The sequence below is a fragment of the Streptomyces aureus genome (assembly GCF_000725495.1).
Taxonomy (GTDB): domain Bacteria; phylum Actinomycetota; class Actinomycetes; order Streptomycetales; family Streptomycetaceae; genus Streptomyces; species Streptomyces aureus_B.
The window spans coordinates 1-13,954 of record NZ_JNZD01000004.1 but is presented as its reverse complement, the minus strand read 5'-3'; the positions used below and the strand labels follow the sequence as shown (position 1 = coordinate 13,954).

Sequence of the window (13,954 nt, the reverse complement as noted above, 5' to 3'; positions counted from 1 at the left end):
GCCGGCAACGAAAGGAAAGCATGATGCAGCGACAGTTCTGTGCGCCGCTGACCGCGGTGGACTCGGTGAACACCGAGTCGGAGTCGGAGGTTTCCGCGAGCAAGGTCATCAAGGCCGATGACCCGTATCTCTCCGGTCACTACCCGCACTTCACCATCTATCCCGGCATCTTCATCATCGAGTCCGTCGGCCAGGCCGTCCGCGCGCATGTGACGGCCCATCGGGGAGCGACGTACGGGGCCGATCTCGTCGAGGTCTCCCGTGTCCGCTTCACCGCTCCGCTGCTGCCGGGGAACACCCTGGAGCTCGACGCGCGGATCACCCCGGGCGAACAGGATCCGGACCTCTTGTCGGTCAAGGCGGAGGCGCGGCGCGAGGACGGCGCGCGGTGCGCGGCGATGACCCTGACGTTCCGGCTGGAGGACCGCAATGCTTGAGCTGCCCGACATCATGAGGATCCTTCCGCACCGGCCGCCGATCCTGCTGGTCGACCGTGTGCTGGAGTTCGAAGCCGGCGTGCGCCTCGTCGCCACCAAGACCATCAGCGCCAGCGAGCCGTGCTACACCGGTCTCGCCGATCCGCTGCACGCGGCCGACTACGCCTATCCCACCTCCCTGTTGATCGAGTCCTTCGGCCAGTCCGGCGCGCTGCTGTGGCTGTGCACGGCGCAGGCCAAGGGGACCACCGTCGACGGGACGCTGATCTTCGCGCAGGCCCGGGACTGCACGTTCACCGGGCGCGTCTACCCCGGCGACGTGCTGCGGCACGAGGTACGCATGGACCACCTGGTCGGCAACAACGCCTTCATGACCGGGGAGACCTGGGTGGGCGACCGCCGGATCGCCACCATGGGATCGGTCCTCGCCGTGGCGCGTGACGAGGCCCAACTGCCCCAGTCGCGGGGACCGGCGTGACGGCCGTCATCACCGGCCTCGGGCTGGTCTCCCCGGTCGGCGACGACCCGGCGGCGTACTGGGAGGGCCTGCTCTCGGCCGGTTCCGGGCCCGCACCGGTCGCGGACCGGCCGGGGATGCCGGCGGGCGCCCGCGCCTACCGCATCCCGGAGCCGGAGACGGAGCCGGGCGCGGTCCCGGCGTACGGCTCGCTCTACGGGCGACTCGCCCGGACGGCGGCCGCCCAGGCTCTCGTCGACGCGGGCATCCGCCCCGGGGCGACGGACGACGCGGTCGTGGCGGGCCTGTTCCTGGGCACCGGAACGGGCGACAGCGAGCCGGCGGAGGCACTGCGCGACGGACGCGGCACCAACGAGGCCGGGGCGTGGTGGCCCTACCGGAGCGCGGCGGGGCTCGCCGACGAATTCGGCTTCACGGGACCCGTGCAGACCGTGTCCACCGCGTGCGCCGCGGGGGCCTACGCGGTGGCACTCGCGGTGCACGCCGTCGAGAGCGGGCGGGTCGACGTGGCCCTGGCCGGGGGAGCCGAGACGGTCTCCCGCCCCGCGCTGGCTTCGTTCATGCGCCTCGGCGCGGTCGATCCGGTGCACTGCCGTCCCTTCGACGCCGACCGCGCGGGGACCGTCTATGGCGAGGGCGCCGCGTTCCTGGTCGTCGAGACCGAGGAGCGGGCCGCCGCCAGGGGAGCCGTCCCGATCGCCACCGTCGGTGCCGGCGGCTGGAGTTGTGACGGCAGTCATCTGACCGCCCCCGAGGCCGAAGGCGTTCAGGCACTGCGCGCCGCCCAGGACGCCCTCGACCGGGCCGGCATCCGGGCCGAGGACATCGCGGCCGTGGTCTGCCACGGAACCGGAACACCGCTCAACGACCGTACGGAGACCAAGGTGATGCGCGAACTGCTCGGACCCAGGTCCGCGACCGTGCCGGTCACCGCCCCGAAGTCGGTCATCGGGCACAGCGGCGGCGCGGCCGGGGCGTTCTCCTGCGCCACGGCGGCGCTCATGGTCCGCCACCGCAACGTGCCCCCGGTCGCCAACCTCACCCGGGCGGATGCGGACTGCTCACTGGCCGCCTCCGGCGTGCCACAGGCGATGGGGCCCGGCCCCGTGCTGCTGAACGCCTACGCCTTCGGCGGGAACAACATCTCCCTGATCATCGGACCGGTGCCGTCATGAGTGAGCCGTACGTCCTCGGGACGGACCTGGTGATCAGCGGACTCGGCCCGGTCGCCACCTTCGCGGTCGGCCGCGGCGAACTGGCCGAGGCACCCCGTGCCGACGCCGCTCCCGAGACTGCCCCGGACGCCGGACAGGGCTTATGGCCGCGGCCGTTGGAAGGCTTCGACCCGGTCCGCCTGCTGGGCCGCAAGGGCTGGCGGTTCCTGCCCGAGGCGGCGCGCTACGCACTGGCCGCCGCACGCCTCGCCGACGAGGACGCCGGGGTCCGGCCGGGAGAGGGGCCCACCGGGGTCGTCATGGGAACCAACTTCGCGGCCGACGAGACGGTGGACAGGTTCGACCGTGCCACGCTGTCCGAAGGGGTGCGCGGCATCAGCCCCCTGGAGGCCCCGAACTTCTCGATCAACGTCGCCGCCAGCCAGGTGTCCATCGACCGCGGCTACCGTGCCTTCAACATCACCCTCATCGACCTGTTCACCGCCGGAAGCGCGGCGCTGCTGACCGCGTGCCAGGCGATCGACGAGGGACGGGCGAGCGCCGCGCTGGCCGGGGCGACGGAAGGCCGCCCGCCACGAGCGGCGACCGCGGACCTCGCGCCGGTACTCGACGAGGGCGCCGCCTGTGTCGTACGGATCGAGCGGGCCGACGACGCCCGGGAGCGTGCGGCCAGACCGTACGCCACCGTGGTCGCCGGAGCCCAGCTCTTCGTGCCCAGAGGCCTGCTGAACCGCCCGGACCGCTGCGACACGCTGGTGCACCCGCTGCTGGACCGGCTCGCCGCCGCACTGCCGGCCGGGCCCCGCTCCATCGACGTCTGCCGCCCGCCCGCCTCCGCCCGAGCCGAGACGACCGCCGCCAGCGTCCTGCGCTGGGCCGCCGCCCAGCCGGCACCCTGCAGGGTCGTCGGCGGCGAGGACGGCGGACTGGCCGGCGCGCAGAGCTCGGCCACCGCACCGCTGCGCCTGGCCCGGCTGCTCACGGACACGGACACCCCGGGAGCGCTGCTCCAGGCGACCGTCGGACCGCACGGCCATCTCGTGGTGCTGGCGCTGCGCACCACCCCATAGACCACCGGTCACAGGCTGACCGGTTGCGCAACACCCATCGGAAAACACTGAGCACGGCAAAGCACGTGCAGAACAACGGAGTTGACATGACGACCGCCCAGCAGAACCACCTGGACGAGATCCGCGAGATCGCCGCCGAGGTGCTGGAGATCGAGCCCGAGGAGATCACCGAGACCAGCTCGTTCGCGGACGAGCACGAGGCCGACTCGCTGCGCGCCATCGAGATACTCGCGCGCATCGAGAAGAAGTACAACGTGGAGATCCCGCAGTCCGACCTGCCCAAGATGGTCAACCTGCGTGCCGTCTACGACGTCGTGGCGCAGTACGCCGGCTGGACGGTCTGACATGCGCCGCCGAGTCGTCATCACCGGACTGGGACCGGTGTCGAGCATCGGGATCGGTGCCGAGAGCTTCGCCGCCGCCCTCCAGCAGGGCAGCAGCGGGATCTCGCCGATCGCGAGCTTCGACGCCGCCGGATTCCCGCACCGCATGGCCGGTGAGGTGCCCGCCTTCGAGCCCAAGGACATCCTTCAGGTCCTGGACCCGCAGCAGTGGGGACGTACCAGCCTGTTCGCCGCGGCGGCCGCGAGGCTCGCCGCCCAGGACTCGGGGATCGACCCGGCGGAGCTCGCTCGATCCAGGGCAGGGTCCAGCATCGGGACCACCAGCGGCGAGTCCCAGGTGATCGAAAAGCTCACCGCGCAATGGGTCGACGGTGGTCTGCGGGATCTGGACCCCGCCCTGGTACGCCAGACGCCCGCCTCCCGGTTGGCGACAGCCGTCAACCGGGAGCTGGGCCTCACCGGGGATGCCATCACCCTCTCCACCGCCTGCTCCGCGAGCAACTACGCCCTCGGATACGCCTACGCGGCCATCGCCACGAACGAGGCCGACTACATGCTCGCCGGCGGAGCGGACTCCGTCTGCCGCTGGGCACACGCCGGGTTCTACCGGCTCGGCGCCCTGACCGAGCACATCTGTACGCCCTTCGACCGTGACCGCTCCGGCATCCTCACCGGCGAAGGCGGCGCGGCGCTGTTCCTGGAGACCCTGGAGAGCGCCGAACGCCGTGGGGCCCGTATCTACGCCGAGGTCCTCGGCTACGGACTCAACTGCGACGCCAACCACATGGTCGCGCCCGACGCGGACAGCATCGCCGAGTGCATGCGGCGAGCCCACCGCAAGGCGGGGATCGACGCCTCCCAGGTCGACTACATCTGCGCCCACGGGACCGGCACCCCGGCCAACGACGCCATGGAGACCCGGGCGGTGATGGACGTGTTCGGCGAGACACCGCCGCCCATCAGCTCCATCAAGTCGATGCTCGGACACACCATGGGCGCCGCCAGCGGATTCGGGGCGATCGCCTCGGCCCTCGGCATCGCCAACCAGTTCATCCCGCCGACCATCAACTTCACCACGCCCGACCCGCAGATGCCCGCCATCGATCCGGTCCCCAACGTGGCCCGTCCCGCACGGCTCCGTGTCGTACAGAACAACGGCTTCGCCTTCGGGGGAAACAACGCCATCACGATCCTCGGGGAGGTCGCATGACCACCGATCAGATACCCGTCTCCGAATCACCGCCCACCCCGCTCTACATCACCGGCTGGGGAGTCCTGTCCCCGCTCGGTGACGGAGCACGCGAGTTCAGCGAGGCGGTCGTCCAGGGCCGCAGCGGACTCGTCGACGTCTCGGGGATGTTCGACGAGGAACTCCCCGGCGACAAGGCCTTCGCCCTGCCGGAGTTCCAGGTGCGCACCTACCTGGGCCGCAAGGGCACCAGCTTCTTCGACCGCAGCACGTCGCTGGCACTCATCGCCAGTGACCACGCGCTGAAGGACACCGGTCTCGAGGTCACCGACGACAACCGCGACCAGGTCGGGCTCGTTCTGGGCACGACCACCGGCAGCATCAAGTCGACCAGCGACTACAGCCGCGAGACCCTCACCCAGCAGCGCCCCTACCTGGTCAACCCGGTGCTCTTCCCCAACACGGTGATGAACTGCGCCGCCGGACAGGCCGCCATCTGGCACCGGCTCAAGGGCGTGAACGCCACGATCGCCGGCGGTCAGCTCGCCGGGCTCACCGCGCTGCGCTACGCCAGCCGCACCCTGCGCTGGGGCGACGCCGAGGCGCTGCTCGTGGGCGCGGTCGAGGAGTTCAGCCCCCACACCGCCTGGGCCACCCATCTGGCGGCCGACGCCGCCACGGCGGGTGAGGCGGCGGTGGTCTTCGTCGTCGAGAGCGGTGAGCCGACGGCGGCCGCCCGGCGCCGGCCCGACGCCGAGATCCTCGCGGTCGAACTGACCACGGCCGACCCCGAACAGGGCGCCGAAGCCGTGACCGCCGCGTACGCGCGGTGCATCGACCGCGCCCTGCGCACCGCGGGCGTCACCGCCGACGAGCTGTGGGCGGTCGCCCCCGGCTCCACCGGCCCCGGCGACCCGGAGGAAGCGGCACTCGACGGCGCCCTCGGCACGGCGAGCCCGACAAGGCTCCGCGTCAAGGAACTCGCCGGCGAGTGCCACGCCGCGGCCGGTGCCCTCCAGATCGCCGCGGTGCTCGCCCACCACCGTGGCGCCCCGGCCCTGGACGGCCGTCCCGCCCTGATCACCTCCGCCACCCGTGAAGGGGCCTTCGGCGCAGCCGTCATCAGGGGGTGGCACCGTGACGAAACTGATAACGGGAGTTGAGATCCGTACGTGCTTCGGCGAGTCCGAGGCGACGTTCGAGGCCCTGGCCGAAGGACGCTCCGGCGCGGGGGAGCTGCGCCACGTGGACAGCGGTCGGCTGGGCGTGAACCGCGGGTATCACGTCGAGGACGCCCCCGACGAGGCACTGCTGCGGGCGAGCGAATGGCTCAGCGACTGTGTGGCGTCCGCGGTGGCGCAGTCCGGCATCGACGTGATGCGCGCCAGGGTGGCGGTCGTCGTCGGCACCGGGCTGCGCGAACTGAGGGCGGTGGAACGCCTCGATGAACCCGGAATCACCCTGCGTACCGCCCAGTTGCACTTCACCGAGGCCGTTCGGCAGGTCCTGCCCGACGCCACCGAAGTCATCACCGTCTGCAACGCGTGCTCGGCCTCCGGGCACGCCCTGGCGCTCGCCTGCGACATGCTGGACCTGGACGAGGCGGACGCCGTGGTCGCCGCGGGCTGTGACGCGATGACCGAGAGCATGCTCGCGATGATCGGGCGGGTCTCCGACGAACCGACCGACCAGTTACGCCCGTTCGACGACGAGCGGATGGGTGTCCTGCTCGGCGAGGGCGCCGCTGCCGTCGTCCTTGAGCGCGGCGACAGGCCCCGGACCGGCCGCGGTCCGGTGCTGGGCAAGGTCCTCGGGGTGGGCCTGTCCTGCGACGCGTTCCACGAGACGGCGCCGCAGCCGGTGGGCATCGCACGCGCCATGCGCGATGCCCACGAGCGCGCCGCCGTCACTCCCGGCGACGTCGATCTGGTGGTCGCCCACGCAACCGGCACGGCGCTCAACGACCCCACCGAAGCAAGGGTGTTGAGCGAGGTGTTCGCCACGGCCGCCCCGGGTCCGGTGGTGACCGGCATCAAGGGATCGACCGGTCACACCTCGGGTTCCGCCGCGCTGATGAGCGTGGCGGTCGCCCTCCAGGCGCTGGCGGGCCGGCCGGTGCCCGCGATCACCGGACTGCGTCGGCCGCTGCCCGAGGCGGAGCCGCTGCGGCTGGTCATCGGTGCCCCGGCCACCGTTCCCGTACGCGTCGCCCAGGTGAACGCGTTCGGATTCGGCGGCGTCAACGCCGTCTGCATGATCGGGGGTGCCTCGTGACCTCCTCCTACCCGTCCGGCCGCCGGGTCGCGGTGCGGTCCGCCGCAGGCCACGTGCCCGGTGTCGCCGCGGACGCCTTCCTCGGCGCCGCCGGCACCGAACCCGCACTGCCGCCGGAAGAGGCCCACCAACTGCTGGGCCGCAAGGGACTGTTGTACAAGGAGTCCGCCACCCGGCTGGCTCTGTGCGCGGTCCACCGGGCGCTCGGACTGCCACCCGGGCGCCCGACGGAGCCGGTCGGCCAGGGGCCGGGGACCGCGGTGGTCGTCAGCTCCAACTACGGCAACGTCAACACGGTCCGGGAGGTGGTCGCCAGCGTACGTGCCGGATCACGCAAGGACGTCAGCCCGCTCCAGGCACCCAACGCGTCGAGCAACGTGATCGCCAGCACCATCGCGATCCGCTACGGCCTGTCGGGCCCCAACCTGATGCTGTGCTCCGGCGCGGTGTCGGGGCTCCAGGCCCTGCGGCTCGGAGCGCTGCTGATCCGTGCGGGCAGGGCCGAGCGGGCCGTGGTCGTCGGCGTGGAGCCGGACGATGCCACGGTGCGGCAGCTCGCCCTGCTGCGCCCCACCTCGAACGGGCGGCATCCGGGGCCCCGCGCCGCGGCGGCCTGCGTGGTCCTCGAAGCGGCGGACCCCGCCCGGGCGGACCAGGTGCTGCTCGGACCGGTGTCACACCACGGCGAGCTGTCGGCCGCGGTCAAGGACGAGGGCAACGCGGCGGAGCTGAGGCTGATCAGCCCAGGGCCGGCGGCCGGTGCCGCGGGCGAGGTGCCGGAGGCGCTCGACCTGTCGGCGGCCGTCGGCGAGACCTACGGAGCGCTCGGCGTCCTGCAGGCCGCCGTGGCCACGGCGTGGCTGCGCGCGCGCCCGGGATCCGGCGCAGCCCGCGCGGCGCTGGTGTCCGGTGACGCGGAGGACGGCTGGGCACGAGCCGAACTGCTGCGCCCCGCCGGTCCCATGGACGCCGGAGCCATGTGACATGGGCGCCGAGCAGAAGTGGGACCGGGTGGCCCAGGTGCCCTCGACCGTCGACACCGTCACCGCATGGCGGGCACCCCAGCGGCGCCCGGTCGTGGTCGCCGTGCACGGCATGGAGGACTCCTGGCAGAGCTGGGAGAAGCTGACCGGCCTCCTCAGCGCCGAGCACCAGGTGTACGCCCTCGATCTGCCCTGGCGGGCGGGCAACGACTACCGGTGGCGGCAGTACGGGAGCCCCGCCCACTGGCTCCACCAGGGGCTCCAGGCGATACCGGAACCGGTCGACGTACTGCTCGGCCACTCCTTCGGAGCCAACGCCGTGCTGCAGTACCTCGCCCACTGCGGCGCGGCGGGGCCGGCGGCGCGTACCGCCGTTCTGGCCGCGCCGTTCTACCGGCCCTCGACGCTGGAGTGCGACTGGAGTCTGTACCACCAGTCCTTCGCCGGATTCCGCAGCGTGATGACCGAGGGCATGCGGACCCGGCTGGGGACGCGGGCCGCCGCCCTGGAACCCGAGCTGATCACCTCGATGGCCGACAAGCTCATCGAACGCATCGGCCCCATGGGTTTCCTCGCCCTCTACGACCAGTTCGTCGCCACCACCGAGCTGAACCTCTCGCAAGTACCCATCCCCGCACTGGTCCTCGCCGGGGAGCACGACCAGGGACTGGCCGGCGACCGGGCCGAGGCACTGGCCGAGGCGATGCCCATGGCGGACGTCCAACTCAGCCCGGACTTCGGCCACTTCTTCCACGTCGACCACGTGGTCGACGCGTACGAGCGGATCACGGCGTTCCTGCGCGTGCACCTCGGCGGCACCGAGACGCGCCCGCGCGACAGCAGCACGCGTGAACTGCGCCACGACCGGACGGAGCCCACCCACCAACTCGCCGACACCACCGAGCCCCTGACGGCCACTCCCTACCCGAACGGACACACCGCATGAGCATCACGCTGGACGAAACTCCCGCCACCTACCAGGGGCGTCCGCGCTACGAGGGCGCCAACATCCGGACCTGGATCGGCTTCAAGCACTTCGAGTACCTTGTCGAGGAAGCCGTCCTCCAGTGGTTCCGGGACCGGGGCATCGGGCCCTCCGCGCTCTACCACGCCTACGGCGTCGGCCTCGAGTTCGTGGACAGCTCGATCCGGCTGCCGGCCACCCTCACCATCGACGACGAGGTGCGTGCCACCGCCGTCCCCGGCACTCCGGCCCCCGGGCGGGGCCTGCCGTTCACCGTCAAGCTCACCGTCGAGCGGGACGGGAAGACCGTGCCCATCCTCAGCGGCAAGGTCCGCGTCGCGCTCGTACGGGAGAAGGACGCGCCGCAGAGCGAGCCCCTGCCCGCCGAGCTGGAGGCGCTCACCGTAGCCGAGGTCGCCGAACTGTCCCCGGCCACGGCCGGGTTGCAACTTCCCGAGGCGATCACCGTGCCCGCCGGGGACGACGTCCGGGCCGCCCTGGTGCCCGAGGGCTCCAACAGTTTCCTGTGGTCCTGGCGGATTCCTTACTTCTACTGCCACTTCTCCGACCGGCTCCAGCACTCCGGCTACATCCGTGCCATGGAGGAGGTCGTCGACCGGTTCCTCGACAGCCGCGGACTCGCCGTCGGCCGCATGCTCGACGAGCGGGGCTGGATCCCCGTGGTCTCCCGCGCCCGGGTGCAGCTGCTCGCCGACGCCCACATGGAGGAGACGCTGCACACCGTCTTCACCGTCGAGGAGATCGTCAAGGACGTCATGTACAACGCCCGCATGGACTGCTACGTGCTGCGTGACGGGCGACTGATCCCGACGGCCACGGGCACCATCCTGCACGGGTACGCCGTCAGCCGCGGCGAGCGGGCCGGCGCGCTGGCCGAGTTCGACGCCGCGACCAGGACGGCACTGCTGGGGGACGCCGCATGAGCCGCAAGCCCGCCCAGCCCAAGCTGTACTTCAACCTGCGCAGTCCCTTCAGCTGGATGGCGCTGCGCCAGTTGGAGGAACGGTTCCCCGAAGCACCCGAAGTCATCGAGTACATCCCGTACTGGGACCCGGACGAGCAGACTCGGCAGGCACTCAAGGAATGTGGTGCCGAGTTCCACTACACGCAGATGAGCAAGGCCAAGCACCTGTACATCCTCCAGGACACCAAGCGGCTGTCCCAGCGCTTCGGCTACCGCATGGCCTGGCCCATCGACGTAGACCCGTGGTGGGAGGTCCCGCACCTCGGCTGGCTCGCGGCGCGGCGCCTCGGACGGGAACGCGAGCTGTACGCGGCGCTCACCGCGGCCCGCTGGGAGCGCGGCGAGAACATCTGCGACCCGGAGGTGCTGCGCCGGGCCGCCGAGGAGGCCGGTGTCGACCCGGCGCCGGTGCTGGCGGCCGTGGACGACCCCGAGATCCGCGCCGAGGGCATCGGGGCGCTCGAACGGGCCTACCACGACGACATCTTCGGGATCCCGTACTTCAAGCTGGGACGCCACCGCTTCTGGGGCCTGGACCGGCTCGACGACTTCCTGGCCGGCCTGCGCGAGCTGCCCGGCCAGGACCGGCCGGCGGCCGCCGCGGAGCCGGCGGCCGGGATACCCGAGGAACTGTCCGACCTGGTGGGTGCCCTCGACCACGACTCGGCGGGCGGCTGCGGTTGATCCCAGCCCTACCCCGTGCCGTGCCGCCGCCGCAGTCGTCGGCGGCGGCACGGCAGCCCTTCGCAGATACCAGTCAGCCGTCCCGGACTCCGACGTGGGCCTGGGCCAAGGGAGTTCTCACACCATGCCATCGACCCACGCGTCCCACGCCTCCGGCCGTACCGGGAAACCGGGACTGATCATGCTGGCGGCCCTGCTGGGCCTGTTCATCGCTCTGCTCGACGTCACCGTCGTCACGGTGGCCCTTCCCACGATCAGCACCGACCTGCACGCCTCCTTCAGCGACCTCGAGTGGGTCGCCAACGCCTACATGCTGGCGCTGGCCGTCTTCATCGTCACCGCCGGGCGCCTCGGCGACCTCTACGGCCAGCGCCGGGTCTACACGGCGGGCGTGTCCGTCTTCCTCATCGGATCCCTGGCGTGCGGCAGCGCGGGCAAGCTCTCGCTCTTCGGCTGGTCGCACATCGTGGTGCTGCACGCGGCACGCGTCGTGCAGGGCATCGGCGGTGCCGCGATCCTGCCGCTGAGCCTCGCCATCATCTACTCCTCCTTCGAAGGCAAGAAGCGCGCACTCGGTCTGATGCTGTGGGGCGCGATCGGCGGCCTCGCCACCGCGCTCGGCCCGCTGATCGGCGGCTTCCTCGTCGAGCAGGCGGGCTGGGAGTGGATCTTCCTGGTGAACCTGCCGATCGGCGCGCTGGTCCTCGCCGCGGCGATGGCCGCGATGCCCGCGCACGACCGGTCGGCGCGCGGGCCGCGCACCTCGCTGGACGTGCCCGGTCTGGTCACGGTCAGCGCGGCGCTGCTGTGCCTCAACCTCGCTCTGATCAACGGCAGCGACTGGGGATGGACCTCCGGCAAGGACCTCGGCCTGTTCGCCGCGGCCGCGGCCCTGACCTGTGCGTTCCTCGCCGTGGAGGCACGTTCGTCGGCACCCATCATGAATCTGGGCTGGTTCCGCCGGCCATCCTTCGGCGGCAGCGTCCTGACCGGATTCCTGCTCGGGGCGGGCATGTTCGCCGCCCTGTTCTACCTCTCGATCTATCTGCAGAACGGTCTCGGCCTCAGCGCCATGCAGACCGGTGTCCGGCTGCTGCCGCTCACCCTGATGCTGATCGTGGGGGCCCCGCTCGGCGGCCGGCTCGTGGCGCGGCTCGGCGTGCGCACCACACTGGCGGCGGCCTTCGCCGCCATGGCGGTGGGCCTCGCGCTGTTCACCCTGATCGACCCCAACGGCGACAGCGGCTCATGGGTCCGGCTGCTGCCCGGCATGCTGCTCACGGGTCTGACCTTGGGGATGGTCATGCCGATCTCCTCGGAACTGACCGTCGCCGCCGCCCCGCAGGACCAGGTCGGCGTCGCCGCCAGCGCCGGAACGATGTTCCGCCAGGTCGGCAACGCCGTGGGCATCGCCCTCATGGGCGCCCTGATGACCGCACAGGCGACCTCCGCCCAGAAGGAGGCCGCACACCTGGCGCACAAGGGCACCCTCACACCCGGCGCGGTGGAGACCCTCCACCGGACCGCCGTCGCCCACGGAATGCAGCACGGTGCGTGGTACGCCGCCGCCGTCACCCTCGCCGGGGCCCTGTTCGTGCTCGTCTTCGTTCGCGATCTCCGGTCCTCGACCGCACCTTCGTCCGCTTCCCACGGCGTCACGGGCGTACCGGCGGCGGACTCCGGCCGGGCGAACCGGCCGGTCGGCTGAAAGGGGCGCTCCCGTCATGAACAAGACCGCATTCGTCTTCCCCGGCCAGGGATCGCAGCACGTGGGCATGGGGTCGCACCTTCTCGAGCTGTGCCCCGGCCTCGTGGACAGCCGCTACCGGCCGGCCGACGACCTCCTCGGCATCCCGCTCTCCACCCTCTGCCGGCAGGGCCCGGCCGAGGTCCTGCGTGAAACGGCGGTCACCCAGCCCGCGGTCTTCCTGACCAGTGTGGCGACCTGGGACGTCCTGCACGCGCGGGGCATCGTCCCCGACGTCGTCGCGGGGCACAGTCTGGGCGAGTACGCCGCCCTGGTCTGCGCCGGTGTCCTCGACTGGACCGACGCACTGCGTCTGGTGCGCCGCCGGGGCGAGCTCATGGCGGCGGTCAACGAATCCGTCCCCGGGAGCATGGCCGCGGTCATCGGTCTCCGGATCGCCGACGTGGAGCGGATCTGCGCTCGCGTGGCCGCCGAGACCGGCCGGATCGTCGAGGTCGCCAACGACAACGAGCCGGGACAGGCGGTCGTGTCCGGAGAGGCCGACGCGGTCGAGCGGGTGAGCGCCGAAGCACAGGCGAGCGGGGCCCTGAAGGTGCTCTCCCTCGCCGTCGGAGCGCCTTTCCACTGCGGCCTCATGGGCGGTATCGAGGCGGAGTTCGCCGCCGAACTCGACCGGGTCACCTTCAGTGAACCGCGGCTGCCCGTCCTCTCCAGCGTCACCGCGGACCTCGTGGCCACCGCTGCGGAAGCGAAATCCTGTCTGGCCCGCCAGCTCACCGGACGGGTCCGCTGGACCGAGACCGTCCAGCGGATACGGCAGCAGGGCGTGGGCCGGGTCGTCGAGGTCGGCCCCGGCCGGGTACTCGGCGGCCTGAGCCGGCGGATCGAACCCGAGGTACAGGTCCGTTCGACCCACAATCAGCGCCAACTGGACTCGACCCTCGCAGACTTCATCTCGACCCCGGCCGGGGCCGGGCACCGACAGGAGGTGTGAACCATGGACGTCATCCGCGACACCACGTCGGCACGCGACCGGACCGCGGAACTCGTGGCGCTGCGCGCGTCGGTGGAGGCCGGTGACGCGGCGGGAACCGAGCGACAGCGCGCCAAGGGCAAGCTGACCGCCCGGGAGCGTATCGAGCTGCTGCTGGACGCGGGCTCGTTCCAGGAGGTCGAGCAGCTGCGCCGGCACCGGGCGACCGGGTTCGGGCTGGAGGCCAAGAAGCCGTACACGGACGGTGTGATCACCGGCTGGGGCACGGTCGAGGGCCGTACGGTCTTCGTCTACGCCCATGACTTCCGCATCTTCGGCGGGGCCCTCGGTGAGGCCCACGCCACGAAGATCCACAAGATCATGGACATGGCCATCGCGGCCGGTGCTCCGCTGGTCTCCCTCAACGACGGCGCGGGCGCCCGCATCCAGGAGGGCGTCTCGGCGCTCGCCGGTTACGGCGGCATCTTCCAGCGCAACACCAGGGCCTCGGGTGTCATCCCGCAGATCTCGGTGATGCTCGGCCCGTGCGCGGGCGGTGCCGCGTACAGCCCCGCGCTGACGGACTTCGTGTTCATGGTCCGTGAGACCTCGCAGATGTTCATCACCGGCCCGGACGTCGTCAAGGCGGTCACCGGCGAGGAGATCACCCAGAACGGCCTGGGCGGCGCC

Annotated in this window: 15 protein-coding genes; all 15 read left to right on the top strand. The window is 71.7% G+C overall.

Annotated elements, in window-relative coordinates:
• Positions 1-20 precede the first annotated feature (20 nt).
• Positions 21-437 carry a 3-hydroxyacyl-ACP dehydratase FabZ family protein gene (locus tag IO36_RS06205; protein ID WP_078943029.1) on the top strand — a complete coding sequence of 139 codons (417 nt, stop codon included), beginning with the start codon at positions 21-23 and terminating at the stop codon, positions 435-437.
• Positions 430-915 (top strand): 3-hydroxyacyl-ACP dehydratase FabZ family protein, encoded by a 486-nt coding sequence (locus IO36_RS06200; protein ID WP_037617072.1) that lies wholly within the window; start codon positions 430-432, stop codon positions 913-915. Before IO36_RS06205 ends, IO36_RS06200 begins: the two co-directional genes overlap by 8 nt.
• Positions 912-2,090, top strand: a complete 1,179-nt coding sequence (locus IO36_RS06195) for a beta-ketoacyl-[acyl-carrier-protein] synthase family protein (protein WP_037617070.1) — start codon at positions 912-914, stop codon at positions 2,088-2,090. The genes IO36_RS06200 and IO36_RS06195 overlap by 4 nt, the downstream gene beginning before the upstream one ends.
• On the top strand, positions 2,087-3,160 hold the full coding sequence (locus tag IO36_RS42930; protein ID WP_051900077.1) for a beta-ketoacyl synthase N-terminal-like domain-containing protein: 1,074 nt from the start codon (positions 2,087-2,089) through the stop codon (positions 3,158-3,160). Before IO36_RS06195 ends, IO36_RS42930 begins: the two co-directional genes overlap by 4 nt.
• 86 nt (positions 3,161-3,246) lie before the next feature.
• Positions 3,247-3,504 carry an acyl carrier protein gene (locus IO36_RS06185; RefSeq protein ID WP_037617068.1) on the top strand — a complete coding sequence of 86 codons (258 nt, stop codon included), beginning with the start codon at positions 3,247-3,249 and terminating at the stop codon, positions 3,502-3,504.
• A gap of 1 nt (position 3,505) precedes the next feature.
• The gene (locus tag IO36_RS06180; RefSeq protein WP_037617066.1) at positions 3,506-4,714 is read left to right on the top strand and encodes a beta-ketoacyl-[acyl-carrier-protein] synthase family protein; all 1,209 of its coding nucleotides are present in this window, start codon (positions 3,506-3,508) and stop codon (positions 4,712-4,714) included.
• Positions 4,711-5,856 (top strand): beta-ketoacyl synthase N-terminal-like domain-containing protein, encoded by a 1,146-nt coding sequence (locus IO36_RS06175; RefSeq protein ID WP_051900075.1) that lies wholly within the window; start codon positions 4,711-4,713, stop codon positions 5,854-5,856. The genes IO36_RS06180 and IO36_RS06175 overlap by 4 nt, the downstream gene beginning before the upstream one ends.
• Positions 5,831-6,967, top strand: a complete 1,137-nt coding sequence (locus IO36_RS06170; RefSeq protein WP_037617063.1) for a beta-ketoacyl synthase N-terminal-like domain-containing protein — start codon at positions 5,831-5,833, stop codon at positions 6,965-6,967. The genes IO36_RS06175 and IO36_RS06170 overlap by 26 nt, the downstream gene beginning before the upstream one ends.
• Entirely contained in the window at positions 6,964-7,950 is a 987-nt protein-coding gene (locus tag IO36_RS06165; protein ID WP_051900073.1) for a beta-ketoacyl synthase N-terminal-like domain-containing protein, read from the top strand. The genes IO36_RS06170 and IO36_RS06165 overlap by 4 nt, the downstream gene beginning before the upstream one ends.
• A 1-nt stretch (position 7,951) precedes the next feature.
• Entirely contained in the window at positions 7,952-8,896 is a 945-nt protein-coding gene (locus IO36_RS06160) for an alpha/beta fold hydrolase (protein ID WP_051900071.1), read from the top strand.
• On the top strand, positions 8,893-9,858 hold the full coding sequence (locus IO36_RS06155; RefSeq protein WP_037617060.1) for a thioesterase family protein: 966 nt from the start codon (positions 8,893-8,895) through the stop codon (positions 9,856-9,858). Before IO36_RS06160 ends, IO36_RS06155 begins: the two co-directional genes overlap by 4 nt.
• The gene (locus tag IO36_RS06150) at positions 9,855-10,583 is read left to right on the top strand and encodes a 2-hydroxychromene-2-carboxylate isomerase (protein WP_037617058.1); all 729 of its coding nucleotides are present in this window, start codon (positions 9,855-9,857) and stop codon (positions 10,581-10,583) included. The genes IO36_RS06155 and IO36_RS06150 overlap by 4 nt, the downstream gene beginning before the upstream one ends.
• A 124-nt stretch (positions 10,584-10,707) precedes the next feature.
• On the top strand, positions 10,708-12,291 hold the full coding sequence (locus IO36_RS06145) for an MFS transporter (protein WP_051900069.1): 1,584 nt from the start codon (positions 10,708-10,710) through the stop codon (positions 12,289-12,291).
• Positions 12,292-12,307: 16 nt separating this feature from the next.
• A complete protein-coding gene (fabD, locus tag IO36_RS06140; protein ID WP_037617055.1) occupies positions 12,308-13,285 on the top strand; it encodes an ACP S-malonyltransferase in 978 nt (325 codons plus the stop codon).
• A gap of 3 nt (positions 13,286-13,288) precedes the next feature.
• Positions 13,289-13,954: carboxyl transferase domain-containing protein (locus IO36_RS06135; protein ID WP_037617053.1), on the top strand; the 666-nt coding region annotated here is incomplete at its 3' end.

Coding starts and splice junctions, on each gene's coding strand:
- IO36_RS06205 (WP_078943029.1), top strand. CDS start 21: ATGATGCAGCGACAGTTCTGTGCGCCGCTGACCGCGGTGGACTCGGTG.
- IO36_RS06200 (WP_037617072.1), top strand. CDS start 430: ATGCTTGAGCTGCCCGACATCATGAGGATCCTTCCGCACCGGCCGCCG.
- IO36_RS42930 (WP_051900077.1), top strand. CDS start 2,087: ATGAGTGAGCCGTACGTCCTCGGGACGGACCTGGTGATCAGCGGACTC.
- IO36_RS06185 (WP_037617068.1), top strand. CDS start 3,247: ATGACGACCGCCCAGCAGAACCACCTGGACGAGATCCGCGAGATCGCC.
- IO36_RS06180 (WP_037617066.1), top strand. CDS start 3,506: ATGCGCCGCCGAGTCGTCATCACCGGACTGGGACCGGTGTCGAGCATC.
- IO36_RS06175 (WP_051900075.1), top strand. CDS start 4,711: ATGACCACCGATCAGATACCCGTCTCCGAATCACCGCCCACCCCGCTC.
- IO36_RS06160 (WP_051900071.1), top strand. CDS start 7,952: ATGGGCGCCGAGCAGAAGTGGGACCGGGTGGCCCAGGTGCCCTCGACC.
- IO36_RS06155 (WP_037617060.1), top strand. CDS start 8,893: ATGAGCATCACGCTGGACGAAACTCCCGCCACCTACCAGGGGCGTCCG.
- IO36_RS06150 (WP_037617058.1), top strand. CDS start 9,855: ATGAGCCGCAAGCCCGCCCAGCCCAAGCTGTACTTCAACCTGCGCAGT.
- IO36_RS06145 (WP_051900069.1), top strand. CDS start 10,708: ATGCCATCGACCCACGCGTCCCACGCCTCCGGCCGTACCGGGAAACCG.
- fabD (WP_037617055.1), top strand. CDS start 12,308: ATGAACAAGACCGCATTCGTCTTCCCCGGCCAGGGATCGCAGCACGTG.